Source organism: Burkholderia sp. AU39826 (assembly GCF_020419965.1).
Taxonomy (GTDB): domain Bacteria; phylum Pseudomonadota; class Gammaproteobacteria; order Burkholderiales; family Burkholderiaceae; genus Burkholderia; species Burkholderia semiarida.
Map to the genome: position 1 here is coordinate 36893 of NZ_JAIZQG010000011.1, position 18275 is coordinate 55167.

15 protein-coding genes are annotated in these 18275 nt (G+C 69.1%); 5 read left to right on the plus strand and 10 right to left on the minus strand.

Going from position 1 to position 18275, the window contains the following annotated elements; translation table 11 throughout:
* The first annotated feature begins 169 nt into the window (after positions 1-169).
* A complete protein-coding gene (locus LGM42_RS19365; RefSeq protein ID WP_060310293.1) occupies positions 170-1597 on the plus strand; it encodes an MFS transporter in 1428 nt (475 codons plus the stop codon).
* Between the two features lie 138 nt (positions 1598-1735).
* Here LGM42_RS19365 and LGM42_RS19370 read toward each other — a convergent pair whose 3' ends face one another.
* The gene (locus LGM42_RS19370; protein ID WP_226232918.1) at positions 1736-3136 is read right to left on the minus strand and encodes an LLM class flavin-dependent oxidoreductase; all 1401 of its coding nucleotides are present in this window, start codon (positions 3134-3136) and stop codon (positions 1736-1738) included.
* Positions 3133-4392, minus strand: a complete 1260-nt coding sequence (locus LGM42_RS19375) for an acyl-CoA dehydrogenase family protein (protein ID WP_226232919.1) — start codon at positions 4390-4392, stop codon at positions 3133-3135. The genes LGM42_RS19370 and LGM42_RS19375 overlap by 4 nt, the downstream gene beginning before the upstream one ends.
* Before the next feature lie 290 nt (positions 4393-4682).
* Here LGM42_RS19375 and LGM42_RS19380 point away from each other — a divergent pair, with 290 nt between their 5' ends.
* Positions 4683-5921, plus strand: a complete 1239-nt coding sequence (locus tag LGM42_RS19380) for an SfnB family sulfur acquisition oxidoreductase (protein ID WP_226232920.1) — start codon at positions 4683-4685, stop codon at positions 5919-5921.
* Positions 5922-5963: 42 nt separating this feature from the next.
* Here the strand turns inward: LGM42_RS19380 and LGM42_RS19385 are convergent, their stop codons facing one another.
* The 8 genes from LGM42_RS19385 to LGM42_RS19420 form a co-directional block, all read right to left on the minus strand.
* On the minus strand, positions 5964-6791 hold the full coding sequence (locus LGM42_RS19385; RefSeq protein WP_226232921.1) for an ABC transporter permease: 828 nt from the start codon (positions 6789-6791) through the stop codon (positions 5964-5966).
* A complete protein-coding gene (locus tag LGM42_RS19390) occupies positions 6784-7974 on the minus strand; it encodes an ABC transporter substrate-binding protein (RefSeq protein ID WP_060310298.1) in 1191 nt (396 codons plus the stop codon). The genes LGM42_RS19385 and LGM42_RS19390 overlap by 8 nt, the downstream gene beginning before the upstream one ends.
* A 16-nt stretch (positions 7975-7990) precedes the next feature.
* Complete coding sequence (locus tag LGM42_RS19395; protein ID WP_226232922.1) at positions 7991-8785, minus strand: ABC transporter ATP-binding protein; 795 nt, start codon at positions 8783-8785, stop codon at positions 7991-7993.
* Positions 8782-9897 carry an acyl-CoA dehydrogenase family protein gene (locus tag LGM42_RS19400; RefSeq protein ID WP_226232923.1) on the minus strand — a complete coding sequence of 372 codons (1116 nt, stop codon included), beginning with the start codon at positions 9895-9897 and terminating at the stop codon, positions 8782-8784. The genes LGM42_RS19395 and LGM42_RS19400 overlap by 4 nt, the downstream gene beginning before the upstream one ends.
* A complete protein-coding gene (locus tag LGM42_RS19405; RefSeq protein ID WP_226232924.1) occupies positions 9870-10436 on the minus strand; it encodes a carboxymuconolactone decarboxylase family protein in 567 nt (188 codons plus the stop codon). The genes LGM42_RS19400 and LGM42_RS19405 overlap by 28 nt, the downstream gene beginning before the upstream one ends.
* A 126-nt stretch (positions 10437-10562) precedes the next feature.
* Positions 10563-11522 carry an AraC family transcriptional regulator gene (locus tag LGM42_RS19410; RefSeq protein ID WP_060310302.1) on the minus strand — a complete coding sequence of 320 codons (960 nt, stop codon included), beginning with the start codon at positions 11520-11522 and terminating at the stop codon, positions 10563-10565.
* Positions 11523-11697: 175 nt separating this feature from the next.
* Entirely contained in the window at positions 11698-12786 is a 1089-nt protein-coding gene (locus LGM42_RS19415) for an aldose epimerase family protein (protein WP_059608811.1), read from the minus strand.
* Between the two features lie 27 nt (positions 12787-12813).
* Positions 12814-14007: a XylR family transcriptional regulator gene (locus tag LGM42_RS19420; RefSeq protein ID WP_059577745.1), complete on the minus strand. Its 1194-nt coding sequence runs from the start codon at positions 14005-14007 to the stop codon at positions 12814-12816.
* A 262-nt stretch (positions 14008-14269) separates the two neighbouring features.
* On the opposite strand from LGM42_RS19420, the gene xylA reads away from it, so the two are divergent.
* The 3 genes from xylA (at position 14270) to xylF (ending at position 18213) form a co-directional block, all read left to right on the plus strand.
* The gene (xylA, locus tag LGM42_RS19425) at positions 14270-15592 is read left to right on the plus strand and encodes a xylose isomerase (protein ID WP_059578027.1); all 1323 of its coding nucleotides are present in this window, start codon (positions 14270-14272) and stop codon (positions 15590-15592) included.
* Positions 15593-15596: 4 nt separating this feature from the next.
* Positions 15597-17075, plus strand: a complete 1479-nt coding sequence (gene xylB / locus LGM42_RS19430; RefSeq protein ID WP_226232925.1) for a xylulokinase — start codon at positions 15597-15599, stop codon at positions 17073-17075.
* A gap of 109 nt (positions 17076-17184) precedes the next feature.
* On the plus strand, positions 17185-18213 hold the full coding sequence (gene xylF, locus LGM42_RS19435) for a D-xylose ABC transporter substrate-binding protein (RefSeq protein ID WP_226232926.1): 1029 nt from the start codon (positions 17185-17187) through the stop codon (positions 18211-18213).
* Positions 18214-18275 lie beyond the last annotated feature (62 nt).

Sequence of the window (18275 nt, forward strand, 5' to 3'; positions counted from 1 at the left end):
TGCCGGGCCTGGAGAACAGAATTTCCGGTGCCGGCAAGCGACGCATTCGACGACGGCCGGAACGCATTCGTTCGACGGCCCGGGCCGCAATGCCCCTGTCGCGGCGGCCGGCATCCTGCAAACTTCGCCGCTCATTCGCCGGCCATCCGGCGACACATTAAGGAATCCGATGAGTTCGATCGACCTGAGCCCCGTTACGCCGGTTTCTTCCCCCATCCGCTCGGCCAGCGACGTCGCGCGCCTGATCAACACGGTCGACAGTTCGGTCAGCCATGCACGGATGATCGTGCTGCTGGCGCTCGGCGGCGTGTTTCTCGACGCGTACGACCTGACGACGCTGTCCTACGGCATCGACGACGTGACGCGCGAATTCGGGCTGACGCCCGCGCTGACCGGGCTCGTCGGGTCGGCGATCATGATCGGCACGATCTTCGGCAGCCTGATCGGCGGCTGGCTGACCGACCGGATCGGCCGCTACCAGGTGTTCATGGCCGACATGCTGTTCTTCGTGGTCGCGGCGATCGCGGCCGGGCTCGCGCCGAACGTCTGGGTGCTGATCGCCGCCCGCTTCGTGATGGGGCTCGGCGTCGGCATCGACCTGCCGGTCGCGATGGCGTTTCTCGCGGAATTCTCGAAGTTCAACGGCCGCGGCAACAAGGCGTCGCGGCTCGCCGCGTGGTGCCCGATGTGGTACGTCGCGTCGTCGGTGTGCTTCTTGCTGATCTTCGGCCTGTACTTCCTGCTGCCGGCCGAGCATGCGGGATGGCTGTGGCGCGCGTCGCTGATCTTCGGCGCGGTGCCGGCGCTCGTCATCATCCTGTTCCGCAACCGCTTCATGAACGAATCGCCGCTGTGGGCCGCGAATCAGGGCGATCTGGCCAACGCCGCGCGCATCCTGCGCCAGTCGTACGGCATTCACGCGCACGAAGCGCAGGACGTGCGACGCGAGCCGGGCCCGCCGCCGGTGCGGATTCGCGTGCTGTTCCAGCGCCCGTATCTCGGGCGCACGATCGTCGCCAGCGTGATGAACCTGTGCATCCCGTTCGAATACACGGCGATCGCGTTCTTCCTGCCGTCGATCCTGTCGCAATTCCTCGGTGCGGGCGTGTTCGAGACGATCGCGGCATCGCTCGCATTGAACGTGCTGTTCGCGTTCACCGGCGGCTTGCTCGGCATGCGTCTCGCATATCGCTATCCGTCGCGCCATGTCGCGATCGCGGGGTTCGCGCTGCAAACGGTCGCGCTCGTCGCGCTTGCGCTCGCGGGCCATCCGCACGGTGCGCTCGCGGTCGGTGTCGTGCTGCTGATGCTCGGTACGTGGTTGTTCGCCGAAGGCTTCGGGCCCGGCGCGCAGATGATGATCTATCCGACGCTGTCGTATCCGGCCGCGATCCGCGGCACCGGTGTCGGCTTCGGGCGGTCGCTGTGCGGCATCGGCCAGGCGCTCGCGCTGTTCGTGCTGCCGATCCTGCAAGCCCGCCTCGGCACCGACATGTTCTGGGTCGTCGCGATCAGCGCGGTCACGCCGATCGTGTTCCTGCTGATCGTGCGGTACGAACCGACGGCGCACGACGTCGATGACGAAAGCGCGGCGTAAGCGCTGACCGGGGCGCTCGCCGTTGCCCCGGAAAATACGCACGGCTTCGTCGGACTGCACGAAGCCGTTTGTGCTGAAGCTGAAGCCGGTCGCCGCGCGAATGCGGACAGCCCGGCTTCGACGTTGTTGGACGTGCCGTTAAGCGCTGACCGCTTCGCGCTCGGCCGCGCGCTTGACCTGCTCGATATCGCGAAACTGCGCGGCCGGATGCTCGTCAGGCAACCGCGCCGAACCGCCGAACAATTTTTCGCGCAGCGTGCCCGGCGCATACGCGGTCGGATACACGCCGCGGCGCTGCAACTCCGGCACGAGATAGCGCACGACGTCCTCGAAGGTTTCATGCGCGACCGCATACGCGAGATTGAAGCCGTCCACGTCGGTCGCCGCCACCCATTCCTGCAGGATGTCCGCGACGGTCGCCGCCGACCCGACGAACACCGGGCCCATGCCGCCGATGCCGCCCCAGGCGGCCAGCGCCTCGATCGTCCACGCGGTGTCGCCGCCCGACAGGTGCTCGACCGCCGACACGATCGCGTTCGTGTCGACGCGCCGGACGGGATCGGTCGGCGCGTACTGGCCGAAGTCGATGCCGGTCCAGCCGGACATGAACACCAGCGAGCCGTCGTAAGATACGTAGCGGCGATACTCGTCGAACTTGGCCTGCGCCTTCTCGTCGGTCTCGTCGACGATCACCGTCACGAGGTTGTAGATCAGCACCTTCGCAGGGTCGCGCCCGGCGGCCGCGGCCTGCGCGCGCACGTCGGCCACGTAGCGCGCGAGCTGGTCGCGGGTCGGCGCGGCGACGAACACGCATTCGGCGTGCCGCGCGGCGAACGCCTTGCCGGGGCCCGACGCGCCGGCCTGGAACAGCACCGGCGTGCGTTGCGGCGACGGCTCGCACAGGTGATAGCCGGGCACGTCGAAGAAGCGGCCCTTGTGGCCGATCTCGTGCACTTTCTCCGGATGCGTGAACACGCGGCCGTCGCGGTCGCGCACCACCGCGCCGTCTTCCCAACTGCCCTCGAACAGCTTGTATAGCACCTCGACGTACTCGGCCGCGACCGCATAGCGGTCGTCGTGCGTGCGCAGCCCGTGATCGCCGACGTTCTTCGCGCCGCTCTCCAGATACGACGTGACGATGTTCCACGCGAGCCGGCCCTTCGTGTGATGGTCCGCGGTCGACAGCCGGCGCGCGAACGTGTACGGGTGCTCGAACGTCGTCGACGCGGTGATGCCGATGCCGAGATGCTCGGTCGCCATCGCGATCGGCGCGGCCAGTTGCAGCGGATCGTTGACCGGGATCTGCGCGGCCTGGTGCAGCGCGTGATAGTTGCTGCCCTTGTACACGTCGTAGTAGCCGATCACGTCCGCGATGAAGATGGCATCGAAGATCCCGCGTTCGAGCACGCGCGCGAGGTCGGTCCAGTAGTCGAGATCCTTGTACTGCCACGAGCGGTCGCGCGGATGCGCCCACAGGCCGGGCGACTGGTGACCGACGCAGTTCATCTCGAACGCGTTGAAGCGGATGGTCTTGCTCATCGCGCGACTCCGGTTTCCGCACCTGCGCCCGCGCCGTTACCCACGCGCCACACGAACGGCGGCGTGCGGCCGTTGATGATCCAGTCGCCGACGATGCGCGCCTTGTACACGAGCGGATTGTGCGACGACACGGTGCGTGCGTTGCGCCAGTGGCGATCGAGCGCGGTCGTGCTGCGGGTCGCGGATGCGCCGAGCGCGTCGAACAGGCGCGTCGCCGCGCGCAGCACGAGTTCGGACACGACGAGCTGGCTCTGCGCGGATTCGATTTCGGCCGCGACGTTCGCGGCCTGCTCGGCCGCTTCATCGCCGCCGAAGCGCGCTTCATAGGCTTGCTGAAGCGGCTGCGCGGCGCGCAGCGCGAGCGCGTCGGCCGCGTACGCCCATGACGCGATCTCGCCGATCACCTGCTGCAGCTGTGCATCGTCGCCGGCCCGCTGCGCATTGCCGTGGCTGTACACGCGCGTGCGGTTGCGCACGAGCTCGCCCGCGTCGCGCACGATCGCGTGGCCGATGCCGGCCAGCGTCGCCACGTGGAACAACTGGTAGAACGCGGTCTGGTACTTGAAGCGGCGCGCGAAATCGATCACGTTGTCCGCATCGACCGCCGCGTTCTCGAAACGCGTCGTGCCGCTGCCGGTGGTGGTCTGGCCGAAGCCGTCCCAGTCGTCTTCGCGGATCACGCCCGGCTGCGCGGTCGCGACGGCGACGATCACGTCGCTGCCGTCGTGCGCGCGCTGCGCGAGCACGTCGATCCAGTCGGCGAACAGGCTGCCGGTGCTGTAGAACTTCCGGCCGTTCAGCACGAGCCGGCCGTTGTGCTCCGACACCTTCGTGACGGTCTGGCCGAGCGGCACGTCGCCGGCTTCCGACCACGCATTGCCGACGAGCTGGCCGCTCGCGAAGCGGTCGAACCAGGTCGTGCGCCGCGGCCCGGCCGGCGCATTGAGCCAGTCCTCGACGAACGCGAAGTGCCCGCGCAACGCCTGCGGCAAATTGGAATCGGCGGCCGCGAGCTCGGTCAGCAGCCGGAACAACTGCGGCAGCGATGCGCCGGCGCCGCCGGCGCTCACAGGCAAACGTATCGCGCCGAAGCCGGCCGATTTGAGCCAGCCGATCGCCTCGTGCGGCAATTCGCGGCGGCGATCGCGCTCGGCGGTGCCGGCGGCAATGCGCTCGAAGATCGGCCGGAACCGGCTCGCGAGCGCATCGTAATCGGTACCGGTGGAAAGGTCGGGAACTGCGTGCGATGAAGTCATGCGGATTTCCTCGAAGGGCGTGGCCGTTTGCGCCGGGAGCCCAGTATAGGAAGCGCGACGCGGGCGTTCCAATAACGGATTCTCGGATCGTTATCGTCGCTGCGTATTACCGTGGCCGCGCGGCGCGTATCGGCGTTCCTGCATCGATTGCGACGTCAGAACGCGCAATCGCCTTCGCCATTCGCTCATCGTTTGTTATCCAAAGGAATATCGTTTCGAGAATCGCTCGGTTTTCCGGCCCGCGCGGCGCTGCTAGATTGATCGCTTTCACCATTCGACAGGAGAGCCCGATGTCAGACACGAGCGCGACGATTCAGGAACGGCCGGCCGATGCACGACCGCAGGCAGCCCGCGTGATCGCCGACGATGCGGAGGCGATCGAGGTCGCGCATGCGCTGGCGCAACGCCTGGCGCAAGGGGCCGCCGAACGCGACCGCGAACGCCGCCTGCCGCGCGAGGAAATCGAATGGTTCTCGCAGTCGGGGCTGTGGGCGATCACGGTGCCGAAGGCATACGGCGGCGCGGGCGTATCGCATGTGACGCTCACCGAGGTGATCAAGATCGTCGCCGCGGCCGATGCGTCGCTCGGGCAGCTTCCGCAGAATCACTTCGGGCTCGTCGACGTGATCGCGCTCGTCGGCACCGACGCGCAGAAGCGTCATTTCTTCGCCGAAGTGCTGAGCGGCAAGCGGTTCGGCAACGGCTTCTCGGAGAAGGGCACGAAGCACGTGCTCGACCTGAAGACGCGCGTGCGCCGCGACGGCGACGACTATGTCGTCGACGGCACCAAGTTCTACTCGACGGGTGCGCTGTTCGCGCACTACGTGCCGGTGCTCGGGCTCGACGACGCGCGGCAGGCATGGCTTGCGTACGTGCCGCAGCCGACGCCCGGGTTGACCGTGATCGACGACTGGTCGGGATTCGGGCAACGCACGACCGCGAGCGGCACGGTCGTGCTCGACGCGGTGCGCGTGCCGGCGTCGCACGTGCTGCCCGCGCAGCGCGTGTCCGACGTGCCGACGCTCAACGGCCCGCTGTCGCAGATCATCCAGGCTGCGATCGACGCGGGTATCGCGAAGGCGGCCATCGACGATACGCTCGCGTTCGTGCGGACCCGCGCGCGGCCGTGGGTCGACAGCGGCGTCGAGCGGGCCTCGGACGACCCGCTGACGATTCGCGAAATCGGCCGGCTGCACATCCAGCTGCATGCGGCCGACGCGTTGCTCGAACGCGCGGCGCGCACGCTCGACGAGATCACGGCAAAGGGCGACGTGACCGAGGACGACGTCGCGCGGGCGTCGGTGGCGGTGGGCGAAGCGAAGGTGCTGACGACCGAGATCGCGCTGCTCGCGGGCGAGAAGCTGTTCGAGCTGGCCGGCACGCAATCGACGCTCGCCGAGCACAACCTCGACCGCCATTGGCGCAACGCGCGCACGCACACGCTGCACGATCCGGTGCGCTGGAAATATCACCTCGTCGGCAACTACTATCTGAACGGCGCGCGCCCGGCGCGCCATGCGTGGAATTGACACGCGGGCGGCAAGCGGCTCGTCCGGCCGCCGCGTATCGCGCTAGCGGTCGGACGCCAGCAGCGCGCGGGTCAACCCCCGCGCGATGCCGTCGAGCGTGAAGCCCAGTGCGCCGATCACGACGATCACCGCCGTCAGTTCCGCATACGCGAGCCGGTCGCGCGTGTCGAGGATCAGGTAGCCGAGGCCCGCGTTGACGCCGAGCATCTCGGCCGGCACGAGCACGATCCACAGGATGCCGATCGCGAGCCGGATGCCGTTGAGCAGCGGCCCCGCGATGGCGGGCAGCACGATGTGCACCAGCAGCTCGCGGCGGGTGGCCGCGAGGCTTGCGCCGAGCTGCAGCCAGCGCCGGTCGATCTGCGTAACGCCGGCCGCCGTGCTCATCAGCACCGGCCACAGCGCGGCGAACCCGAGCAGGAAGTAGATCGCGCGATCGCCGATGCCGAACGACATGACCGCGAGCGGCATCCACGACAGCGGCGACACCATGCGCAGAAACTGGAACGTCGGCGACAGCATCCGCTCGACCCATCGCACGCGGCCGAGCAACAGCCCGAGCGGGACGCCGGCCAGCAGCGCCGCGCCGAGCCCGACGCCGATGCGTCGCAGGCTGACGAGCGCGTGTTCGAGCAGGTGATCGTCCGCGCACAGCGACCGCAGGCTGGCGAGCGCGCTGTCCGGCGCGAACTGCCGGCCGAGCGAGCCGGACTCGGTCAACGCGTGGATCGCGGCCCACCAGACGACGATCGTCGCCACGAGCCCGGCCACGCCGAGCCATCGCGCGGCCGCGCGTGCCGGGTAGCGGGAGCCGCCGCTGCGGCGCGTGTCGGGTGCGGCCGAACGGCGGGAGGCGAGCGCATCAGACAACGATGATCTCCTCGCGCTGGAACGCGCCCGATTGACCGAACGCGCTCAGCCCGCCGACCGCGTCGATGCTCTTGCGCACGAACCGGTCGTCGACGAGATCGCGGGCCGCGAACGCCGGGTCCAGCGACGCGAGGAAGGCGCCGTCGCCGTCGACCACCGTGCGCTTGAGCCGCTGAACCAGCGCCTCGGTATAGCTCGGGAACGGATACGGCTGGAAGTCGATCCGCTTCGCGTGCCAGTCGGCATGGCGGATCGCGCCGCTCGCCCGATACGTGTCGGCCAGCGACGCCGACGGCACCAGCACGCGGTCGAGCGACGCGAGCGTATGCGGCGAATAGCGGTGCGTGCCGTCCTTCGACAGCAACTGCGCGGTTTCCTGCGGATGCGCGCGCGCCCACAGCTGCGCCTTCACGATCGCGTTGACGACCTTTTGCGACCACGCGGGGCGCTGCGTCAGATCGTGCTCGTGCATGAACACGACGCAGCATGCATGGTTCTTCCAGACATCGCCGGTGAAGCGCAGGATCTTGCCGATCTTCATCAGTTCCGCGGTCGCGTTGAACGGCTCCGCGACGATATACCCGGCGATCTGGCGCGCGGCGAGCGCGGGCAGCATGTCCGACGGCGCCATCACGACGAGGTTGACCTCGTTCGCCGCGGGCGTCCCGCGCCGCTTGAGCACGGGCACGAGCCCTTGCTGACGCAGCAGGTCCTGCAGCACGACGTTGTGAATCGAGTACCAGAACGGAATCGCGACGGTCTTGCCGCCGAGATCGCGCAGCGAATCGATGTCGGGCGCGACCGTGAGCCCGGAGCCGTTCACGTGGTTCCAGGCGACCACCTTCGCCGGTGCGCGGCTGCCGTAGCGCGCCCAAAGCGTCATCGGCGACAGCAGGTGCACGACGTTGACCTGGCCCGACAGGAATGCCTCGACGAGCTGCGCCCAACTGCGCAGCAGCTTCGGTTGCTCGACGGTCAGGCCTTCGGACGCGAAATAGCCGTTGTTGTGGGCCACCAGCAACGGGGCCGCGTCGGTGATCGGCAGATAGCCGATCCGGACCGGCGCATCCGGTTCGGCCGCGGCGTGCGCGTTCGCCATCGAGAGCAACGGGGCGGCGCCCGTCGCGGTGAACAGGGCCGCGAGCTTCAGCCATTCGCGGCGCGACATCGGAATCTGGCACATGGATAGGCGGGTCAGGTCAGTTCAGGGAATGAAGTTCGGACGCGTGCGGGCGCTTCATGTCGGCCTGCAACGCCTTCAGGATGTCGATGCGCATCGCGCCGAGTTCGCTGACGAACGCGTCGCGCGGATGCGGGAAATCGACCCGCCACGCGTCGATGAAGCGCCCTTGCGTGCCGAGCAGCACGATGCGATCGGCCACGAGCAGCGCTTCGTCGATGTCGTGGGTCACGAGCACGGTCGCGCAGCGTGTCGTCGACACGATGTTCACCAGCAACTGCTGCATCGCGGCGCGCGTGACCTCGTCGAGCGCCGAGAACGGCTCGTCGAGCAGCAGCGCGTGCGGCTGACGCGCGAGTGCACGCGCCAGCGCCGCGCGCTGCGCCATCCCGCCGGAGAGCTGGGCCGGGCGCAGCGCCGCGGCGGCTTCGAGCCCGACCGCACGCAGCGCCGCGCGGACGCGCTCGCGTTGCTGATCGCGCGTGAGGCGCGCCTGATGCGCGAAGGCGAGGCCGAACGCGACGTTCTTTTCGGTCGACAGCCACGGCAGCAGGCACGGATCCTGAAACGCGATCGCGATCCGCGGGTGCGGGCCCCGCAGCGTCGTGCCGTCGAGCGACACGGTGCCGGATTGCGGTTGCTCCAGCCCGGCCAGTGCGCGCAGCAGGCTCGACTTGCCGGTCCCGCTCGGGCCGATCAGCGCGACGATTTCACCGCGATCGACCGACAGCGACACATTGGCAAGCACGGGAGTGCGCCGTTCGCCGTCGTAGCCGAGCGTCAGATGGCGCGCGTCCAGCAGCGGCGGCGTCATGCGGCGATGCTCCGCGTCTGCGCGGCGAGTTGCGCCTTCAGTTGCACGACGCTCGGCGTGACGATCGGAATGAACGCCGCTTCGCGCCAGCGTCGCTCGAACCCGAGCCCCGCGTCGCGCAGATAGCCGCGGCCGCCGCTCGCCTCGAGTTCGAGGTTCACGGCCGTGGCCACGTGCGTCGCGAGCGCGATGCGCAGCTCGAACAGGCGATTCGGGTGCAGGCGCAGGCTGCTGTCGGCGATGCCGGACGACAGTTGCGCGCATGCGGCGGCCAGTCCGGCCGCGCAGGATTCGACTTCGGGGCCGAGAATGCCGCGCGTCGTCTCGGCCGCGCGTCGCGCTTCGGCCAGCGCGCGCCGCGCGAGCCCGATCGAAAGCCCGCACTGCAAGCCGAGGAAGGCCGGTCGCACCGCGGGCAGGAACGTTTGCGCATCCGGATGGATCAGCCACGCGGTGTCGCTCGGCACGTCGTCGAGATGCAGCGCGGCGGTGTTGCTGCCGCGCAGCGCGATCAGGTCGAGATCCGTGCTGCGCGTCAGGCCGGGCGCGTCATCGGGAATCGCGACGATCGCGGACGGCCTGCCATTGCCGAACGCAACCGCGGCCGCCACGACGAACCGTTCCGTGCGCAGGTTCGTCACCCACGCCATCCTGCCCGTCAGCCGCCAGTCGTCCGCGCTTTCCGCGTGCGGCGTCGCGTCGATCTGAAGCGACTCGATGCCGGACAGATACTTCATCGCGTTCGACAGGCCACTCGCGCCCGCGCAACGGCCGTCGAGCAGCGCCGGCAGCCAGCGCTCGCGCAGCGCGGCGTTCGGGCTTTGCAGCAGGTATTCGATGAAGCTGCGCTGGCCCCACAGCACGAAGGCCGCGGTCAGCGAACGTTCGGCCACCGCGGCGATGCCCGCGATGGCGTCCGTGGTCGTCCCGCCCGCGCCGCCGAGGCTCGCCGGCACGCCGGTCCGGAACAGGCCGGCCGCCGCGAGACGCGGCACGACGTCCGCTTTCAGCGCGGCGCTCGTGTCGAGCTGCGTGGCGTTCGCGTCGAGCCAGTCGGCGAGCGACGCGTCGAGTGCGGGCGCCGTCAGGCGGCCTGTGTCCGGGGTTCCCATCGGTATGCGGCCAGTTCGGGGTTGAGTTCGTTGCGCGCCAGGTTGTTCGCGAAGTTGCACAGCGTCGCGAGGCTCACGCCCAGCACCACTTCGAGCGCGTTCGCTTCGGTGAAGCCGGCGGCCCGGAATGCGTCGAGCGCGTCGTCGGTCACGCCGCCGCGCGTCGCGATCACGGCGCGCGTGAAGGCCGCGACCGCGTCAAGCCGCGGATCGGTAACCGGCTCGCCGTCGCGCAGTGCGTCGACGTCGGCGCGATTGACATGGGCTTTCTTCAGCGCGGCGGCGGTGTGTCCGGCCACGCAGAACGCACAGCCGTGGACGGCGGCCGCGGTGATCTGCACGGCTTCGCGCTCGGCGAACGTGAGGCCCGCGCGGCTGTTGATCTCCGCGACGGTCAGATAGGTTTCGAGCGCGACCGGCGCATTCGCGAGCGAGCGCACGAGGTTCGGCAGGAAACCGTTCGCGCGCTGCGATTTTTCCAGGAAAGGCTGGCTGGGTGCGGGCGCGGTTTCGACGGTAGGCAAGGGCAGGCGGCTCACAGGATTCTCCGGAGGGGCAGTGAGAGCATTGTCGAGGCGGCGCCCCCGCCGGACAATGCGCGAACATCCGCGATTCCTGTGCGTTCGTCCCGCGTCGTGCGTTTCGACGGCGCGCCGGCCCGTCGGCTAGTGCAGGCGGGCGGCCGATTGCGACGCGTCGTCGCGCCCGCGCCGCCACGCGCCGGGCTGCATGCCCATCGTGCGCTTGAACGCATGCGCAAAGGCCGACTCCGACTGATAGCCGACGAGTTCGCCCGCACGCGAAATCGGCAGGCCCTGTTCCAGCAGGTCCGCCGCGAGCCGCATCCGCACCAGCGTGACGAACTGCATCGGCGGATGGCCGGACGCTTCGCTGAAGTGCTTGCAGAACGCGGTGCGGGACATGTTCGCGAACGCAGCCATCGAGTCGGTGGTCCACGCGTCGGCGGGCGCGTCGATGATCGCGGCGACGAGCGTGCCGAAGCCGGTCCGCTGCATCAGCGACGCGAGCCCGCTGGCGACGGTATCGTGCCCGGCGGCGTCCCGTACCGCATAGAACAGCAGCAGTTCGACCAGCTTGTCGATCAGCGGGGACGGCGCGTCGACGCCGTGACGGCCTTCGGCGCGAATCAGCTCGAACAGCCCGTGGATGCCGCGATAGGCGTCGTCGCCGCGCCGCACGATCAGGTACTCGGGGAAGAGCGACACGATCGCGCGCGACACGGTGGCGTGGAATTCGATGAAACCGCAGGCAAGGCCGACGCTGCCGTCGACCGACGCGTCGAGCGGCTGCATCGACCCGCGTCGCTCGAGCGGGTGGCTGCCCGCGACCGCGCAGGCCTGCGGGTTGACCGGGCTCGGCGACAGCCCGTGCGGCACGTCGCGCAACAGAAAGACGGCTTCACCGGCGGCAACCGGAATGCTGTCTCGCCCGTCGGCGAAGTGAAGCCATGCCGATCCATGCAGGAGGATGTGGAAGCTCGCCTTCGCACGGCCGGCGGTGGACGCCTGCCAGTCGCCGCAATACTGGCCGACGTGGAAAAGCTGGCTTTTCGGCTCCAGGCTGGACAGCAGCCAATGGACGACCTTGTCTGTTTGCGCGGACATTCCGATGCTGGAGGATGGGTGACGCGCCCATGCTACGGGCTGCGCCGCGCCGCTCAAACCAACGAATCGTAGAAAGCATTTTCCTGCCGTCGCAATGTCACGCGAGGCGACGCGGCATCGCGATCGGCCGGAATTCGCACGGCGCTACCCGGGCGCCGGCGACGCAGCCCGCCCGCTATGCATGCACCCCCACCCGATACCGCGTGGTCTGTCGATACACGTCGCCCGGGTGAACGATCACGTCGTCGCGCAGGCCGTCCATGTTGACCTGATTCGGGAACCCGCCCGCCTCGACGCACAACGCCGCGTGCCGCACGCACGGCGTGCCGCCGCTCACGCGCAGGCCGTCGAGATAGTTGCCCGTATAGAGCTGCAGGCCGCGCTGATCGGTCGATACGGTCAGCTCGCGGCCGCTTTCCGGATCGTAGATTCGCGCGACGGGCCGGACTTCGCGCGCGCCGTTGCCGACGACGTAGCAGTGATCGAAGCCGCGCGCCCGCGCCAGTTGCGCATGCGGCCAGTCGAGGCGCGCGCCGAGCGGCGCGCTTTGCCGGAAATCGAACGCCGTGCCCGTCACGTCGGCCGTGCCGGTCGGGATCAGCGCGTCGTCCACTTCGAGGAACGCGTCGGCGTCGATGTGCAGCAGATGGCCGCGCACGTCGCTGCCCGCGCGCCCGTTCAGGTTGAAGTAGCTGTGATTCGTCAGGTTCAGCGGCGTCGGCGCGTCGGTCCACCCCGTGTAGTCGATCGTCAGCGTGCCGTCGTCGTCGAGCGTGTAGCGCACCTGCACGCTCACGTTGCCGGGGAAGCCCGCGTCGCCTTCCGGCGAATCGAGCCGCAGCGTGAGCCCGCCGCCATCGTCGAGCACGTCCCACCGCGCGCGATGAAAGCCGTTCGCGCCTCCGTGCAGCAGGTTGCCGTTCTCGTTGCGGTCGAGCAGGTAGTCGACGCCGTCGAGCGTGAAGCGCGCGCCGGCGATCCGGTTCGCCCAGCGGCCGACCGTCGCGCCGAGATAGGCGCCGGATGCGAGGTATTCGGCCGGCGTGTCGTGCGCGAGCACGATATCGGCCAAGCGCCCCGTGCGGTCGGGCGCGAGCCACGACACGACGGTCGCGCCGAGGTCGCTGACGACGACGCGCATTCCGTGCGCATTGCGCAGCGTATAGCGCCGCACGGGCTCGCCGTCGGGCAACGTGCCCCACGGCTCGGCGTGCACGCGTGCGACGCCGGGCGTCAGGTATGAGGAATCGGTATCGATATGCATGAGTGGAGGTCGGGTGGGCGGCGGGCGTCAGTTCGTGGCGGCCGCGCGTTCCTGATATTCGCGCGGCGTGCAGCCGAGTTCGCGCCGGAACACCGCGTACATGTATTGCAGCGACGTGAAACCGCAACGGATCGCGACTTCGGCGCTCGACGCCTGCCGGCCGGCAAGCAGCGCCTGCGCGGCTTCGAGCTTGTGGCGCAGGATCTCCTGGTGCACGGTGCGCTGCAGTTCGCGCCGGAAGTGCTCCTCGAGCAGCGAGCGCGACACGCCGACATAGTCGGCGACCTGTTCGGTCTTGATCCCCTGGCACGCGTACTGGCGGATGAAATGCCGCGCGCGCATCACGTGCGGGCTCGCCAGCGGCTGGTGGCGCGTCGATTCGAGCACGTTGATGCCGACCGGCGGCACGAGAATGCGCTGCCCGGGAAAGCGCGCGCCGCGCAGCATCCGGTGCAGCAGGTGCGCGGCGGTGCGGCCCATTTCCTCGGTGCCCTGGATGACCGACGACAGCGGAATGCGCGTCAGCGTGCGCGTGAGCGGATCGTTGTCGATGCCGATGATCGCGACCTGTTCCGGCACAGCGATGCCGGCGATCAGGCAGGCCTGCAACAGATGCCGCGCGCGTGCATCGGTCACCGCGATCACGCCGACGGGCTTCGGCAGCGCATGCAGCCAGCCGATCAGTTGCTCGATCGCGTGATTCCAGCCCGACGCGCTCGTCGACAGCCCGCGATAGATCGGCGCGTCGAGCCCGTCCGCGCGCGCGAGCCGGTCGAACGCGAGTTCGCGCTGCTGCGCCCAGCGGTTCTCCTGCGCGACCGGCAGGCTGTACATCGCGAAGTGCGCGAGTCCCGCGCCGATCAGGTGCGTATAGGCGAGCGACACGAGCTTCGCGTTGTCCGTCGCAATATACGGGACATCGTCCGGGTATTGCGCCGGGTCCTCGTACGACGAGCCGATCGCGACGATCGGCAGCGGCGAGCCGGCGAGCGCGTCGGCGACGGCCGGATCGTCGAAGTCGGCGATGATGCCGTCGCCGTCGAAACGCTCGATGCCGGTGAGCCGGCAGCGGAAATCGTCTTCGAGGAACAGGTCCCACACGACGCGCGTCGTGTGCAGGTACTGGCCGATGCCGCTGATGATCTCGCGGTCGTAGACCTTGTTCGCGTTGAACAGCAGCGCGATGCGGTGCGGTGTCTGGGCGGAAGGGGCGCGTGTCATCTCGGTGTCGGGGCGCGCGCCTTGCGGGCGCGGTGCCATTGTCTCCGGGCGCGCCCGGGACGGCGGCGCGCGGGTTGGTGTACGGCGATTGTAGGACGGAACGCGCGCCGCACGCAGCGGCTGGCAAGAAACATCAAGCGTGCTGCGCAATTTCGCAATTGCCGGGCGGCAGGCGCGGGGGCACGATCCAGCCAACCGAATTCGGCCGCGTGCGTCGTCGCGATGCACGTTGCGCCGCAACAAGAACCTGCACGGAGACGCCATGTCGTATTTCGAACACATTCCCGCGATTCGCTACGAAGGCCCGCGGTCGGACAACCCGCTCGCCTATCACCATTACGACCCCGAGCGGCGCGTGCTGGGCAAGACGCTCGCCGAGCATCTGCGGATCGCGGTCTGCTATTGGCACACGTTCGTGTGGCCGGGCCACGACATCTTCGGGCAGGCCGCGTTCCAGCGGCCGTGGCAGCAGCCGGGCGACGCGCTCGAGCGCGCGCGGCAGAAGGCCGATGCGGCGTTCGAGTTCTTCACGAAGCTCGGCACGCCGTTCTATACGTTCCACGACACCGACGTCGCGCCGGAAGGCGACAGCCTGCGCGAATACGCGGCCAATTTCGCGCGCATGGTCGATTATCTCGGCGAGCGCCAGCAGGCGAGCGGCGTGCGGCTGCTGTGGGGCACCGCGAACCTGTTCTCGCACCCGCGCTTCGCGGCCGGCGCCGCGACGAACCCGAACCCCGACGTGTTCGCGTGGGCCGCGACCCAGGTGTGCCATGCGCTCGACGCGACCCACCGGCTCGGCGGCGAAAACTACGTGCTGTGGGGCGGCCGCGAAGGCTACGAAACGCTGCTCAATACCGACCTGAAGCGCGAACGCGAGCAGTTCGCGCGCTTTTTGTCGATGGTCGTCGAGCACAAGCACCGGATCGGCTTCAAGGGCGCGCTGCTGATCGAGCCGAAGCCGCAGGAACCGACCAAGCACCAGTACGACTACGACGTCGCGACCGTGCACGGATTCCTCGTGCAGTACGGACTGCAGAACGAGATCCGCGTGAACATCGAGGCGAATCACGCGACGCTCGCGGGCCATTCGTTCCATCACGAGATCGCGAACGCATTCGCGCTCGGCGTGTTCGGCAGCGTCGACGCGAACCGCGGCGATCCGCAGAACGGCTGGGACACCGACCAGTTCCCGAACAGCGTCGAGGAGCTGACGCTCGCCTTCTACGAGATCCTGCGCCACGGCGGCTTCACGACCGGCGGGATGAACTTCGACTCGAAGGTGCGGCGCCAGAGCATCGACCCGGAAGACCTGTTCTACGGTCACGTCGGCGCGATCGACGTGCTCGCGCTCGCGCTCGAACGCGCGGCGGTGCTGGTCGAGAACGACCGGCTCGACGCGCTGCGCCGGCAGCGCTACGCGCAGTGGGACGACGCGTTCGGCCGCAAGATCCTGTCGGGCGGCTATACGCTGGAGTCGCTCGCGGCCGACGCGCTCGCGCGCGGCGTCGACCCGCGGCACGTGAGCGGCGCGCAGGAGCGGCTCGAGAACATCGTGAACCAGGCGATCTACGGGCTGCGCTGACGCCATGTACATCGGACTCGATCTCGGCACGTCCGGCGTGAAGGCGGTGCTGCTCGACCGCGACGGCGCGGTGCGCGCGAGCGCGAACCGCCCGCTGACGGTGAGCCGGCCGCAGCCGCGCTGGTCCGAACAGGCGCCGCGCGACTGGTGGGACGCCGCATGCGGCGCGCTCGCCGCGCTCGTGGCGGATGCACGCGCGGCCGGCATCGACCCGCGCGACATCCACGCGCTCGGGTTGACCGGTCAGATGCACGGCGCGACGCTGCTGGATGCGCATGGCGACGTGCTGCGCCCCGCGATCTTGTGGAACGACGGCCGGGCCGACGCCGAGTGCGAGGAGCTCGAACGGCTCGCGCCCGCGCTGGGCACGGTGGCCGGCAATGTCGCGATGCCGGGCTTCACGGCGCCCAAGCTGCTGTGGGTGCGTCGGCACGAACCCGACGTGTTCGCGCGCATCGCGTACGTGCTGCTGCCGAAGGATTATCTGCGTTACCGGCTGACCGGCGCGTTCGCGACCGATCCGTCGGATGCCGCCGGCACGCTGTGGCTCGACGTCGCGAAGCGCGACTACGACGACACGCTGCTCGCCGCGTGCGGGCTGTCGCGCACGCAGATGCCGGCCGTGTTCGAGGGCAACGCGGTGACCGGCACGCTGCTGCCGGCCGTCGCGCGCGCGCTCGGATTGCGCGAGATTCCGGTGGTGGCCGGCGGCGGCGACAACGCGGCCGGCGCGGTGGGCGTCGGGATCGTGCGGCCCGGCGACGCGCTGCTGTCGCTCGGCACGTCGGGCGTGTATTTCGCGGTGTCGGACGGGTTTCGCGCGAATCCCGAATCGGCGGTGCACAGCTTCTGTCATGCGCTGCCCAACACCTGGCACCTGATGTCCGTGATGCTGAACGCGGCCGGCTGCATCGACTTCACCGCGCAACTGGCCGGTTACGACGGCGTCGCGGCGCTGCTCGACGATGCGCAGACCAACGCACGCGAGAGCCGGCCGTGGTTCCTGCCGTACCTGAGCGGCGAGCGCACGCCGCACAACGACGTGAACGCGAAGGGCGTGTTCTACGGGCTCACGCCCGACACGCGGCGCGCGGATCTCGCGAACGCTACGCTCGAAGGCGTCGGCTTCGCGCTGCTCGACGGCATCGACGCGCTGCATGCGGCCGGGCTCGCGCCCGAGCGCATCACGGTGATCGGCGGCGGCTCGCGCAGCGCGTACTGGACGCAGATGCTTGCCGACCTGAGCGGCCGTCCGCTGACGCTGCGCGCGGGCGGCGAGATCGGGCCGGCGCTGGGCGCCGCGCGCCTCGCCCGTCTCGCGCTCGAACCGGATGCGGCGCTTGCCGACGTGTGCCCGCAGCCGAGCGTCGTCGCGGTGCGCGAGCCCGATCCCGGGCGGCACGCGTGGTATCGCGACGTGCGGCGGCCGACGTTTCGCGCGCTGTACCGTGCGCTCGAACCGGTATTCGCGACGGGCGCCTGACCGGCGGTGCGCCGGCGCGAACCCGCGCGCGGCAGTGACTCGATGCGGGCGGTGCAATCCGGCGGCCGCCCGCGGTTCGTGAGGTGGTTCCATAACAAGGAGTGGAGACATGAAATCCGTGACGCGTCGTACCGTACTGAATTCCCTTGCCGGCGCCGCCGCGCTGGCGATGTTCGCGCTGGGCACGCCGCTCGCGCACGCGAGCAAGGACAAGCCCGAGATCGGCTTCTGCATCGACGACTTGCGCGTCGAGCGCTGGTCGCGCGACCGCGACTATTTCGTTGCAGCCGCAACCAAGCTCGGCGCGAAGGTGTCGGTGCAGTCCGCCGATGCGAGCGAGGCGCGGCAGATTTCCCAGATCGAGAACCTGATCTCGCGCGGCGTCGACGTGATCGTGATCGTGCCGTTCAACTCGAAGACGCTCGGCAACGTCGTCGCCGAAGCGCGCAAGGCCGGCATCAAGGTCGTGTCGTACGACCGCCTGATTCTCGACGCGGACGTCGACGCGTATATCTCGTTCGACAACGAGAAGGTCGGCGAGCTGCAGGCGCAGGGCGTGTTCGACGCGAAGCCGAAGGGCAACTACTTCCTGCTGGGCGGCGCGCCGACCGACAACAACGCGAAGATGCTGCGCGAAGGGCAACTGAAGGTGCTGAAGCCGGCGATCGACCGCGGCGACATCAAGGTCGTCGGTCAGCAGTGGGTGCCCGAGTGGAGCGCGTCGACCGCGCTGCGGATCGTCGAGGACGCGCTGACCGCGAACAACAACAAGATCGACGCGATCGTCGCGTCGAACGACGGCACGGCCGGCGGCGCGATCCAGGCGCTCGCCGCGCAGCATCTGGCCGGCAAGGTGCCGGTGTCCGGGCAGGATGCGGATCTGGCCGCGGTCAAGCGCGTGATCGCCGGCACGCAGACGATGACCGTCTACAAGCCGCTGAAGCTGATCGCGAGCGAAGCCGCGAAGCTTGCCGTCGATCTCGCGAAGGGGACGAAGCCCGCGTTCAACGCGCAATACGACAACGGGAAGAAGAAGGTCGATACGGTGCTGCTGCAGCCGACGCTGTTGACCAAGCGCAACGTCGACGTCGTCGTGAAGGACGGCTTCTATACCCAGGCCCAGCTGGCGAGCCAGTAAGCGGGCGACGGACGCGACGCGCGGCCGCCGCGACGGCGGCCGCGTTTACTGCGAGGCAATGA

Bases quoted from the DNA above. Each gene is read 5' to 3' on its own strand.
- LGM42_RS19365 (WP_060310293.1), top strand. From the start codon at position 170: ATGAGTTCGATCGACCTGAGCCCCGTTACGCCGGTTTCTTCCCCCATC.
- LGM42_RS19370 (WP_226232918.1), bottom strand. From the start codon at position 3,136: ATGAGCAAGACCATCCGCTTCAACGCGTTCGAGATGAACTGCGTCGGT.
- LGM42_RS19375 (WP_226232919.1), bottom strand. From the start codon at position 4,392: ATGACTTCATCGCACGCAGTTCCCGACCTTTCCACCGGTACCGATTAC.
- LGM42_RS19380 (WP_226232920.1), top strand. From the start codon at position 4,683: ATGTCAGACACGAGCGCGACGATTCAGGAACGGCCGGCCGATGCACGA.
- LGM42_RS19390 (WP_060310298.1), bottom strand. From the start codon at position 7,974: ATGTGCCAGATTCCGATGTCGCGCCGCGAATGGCTGAAGCTCGCGGCC.
- LGM42_RS19395 (WP_226232922.1), bottom strand. From the start codon at position 8,785: ATGACGCCGCCGCTGCTGGACGCGCGCCATCTGACGCTCGGCTACGAC.
- LGM42_RS19400 (WP_226232923.1), bottom strand. From the start codon at position 9,897: ATGGGAACCCCGGACACAGGCCGCCTGACGGCGCCCGCACTCGACGCG.
- LGM42_RS19410 (WP_060310302.1), bottom strand. From the start codon at position 11,522: ATGTCCGCGCAAACAGACAAGGTCGTCCATTGGCTGCTGTCCAGCCTG.
- LGM42_RS19415 (WP_059608811.1), bottom strand. From the start codon at position 12,786: ATGCATATCGATACCGATTCCTCATACCTGACGCCCGGCGTCGCACGC.
- LGM42_RS19420 (WP_059577745.1), bottom strand. From the start codon at position 14,007: ATGACACGCGCCCCTTCCGCCCAGACACCGCACCGCATCGCGCTGCTG.
- xylA (WP_059578027.1), top strand. From the start codon at position 14,270: ATGTCGTATTTCGAACACATTCCCGCGATTCGCTACGAAGGCCCGCGG.
- xylB (WP_226232925.1), top strand. From the start codon at position 15,597: ATGTACATCGGACTCGATCTCGGCACGTCCGGCGTGAAGGCGGTGCTG.
- xylF (WP_226232926.1), top strand. From the start codon at position 17,185: ATGAAATCCGTGACGCGTCGTACCGTACTGAATTCCCTTGCCGGCGCC.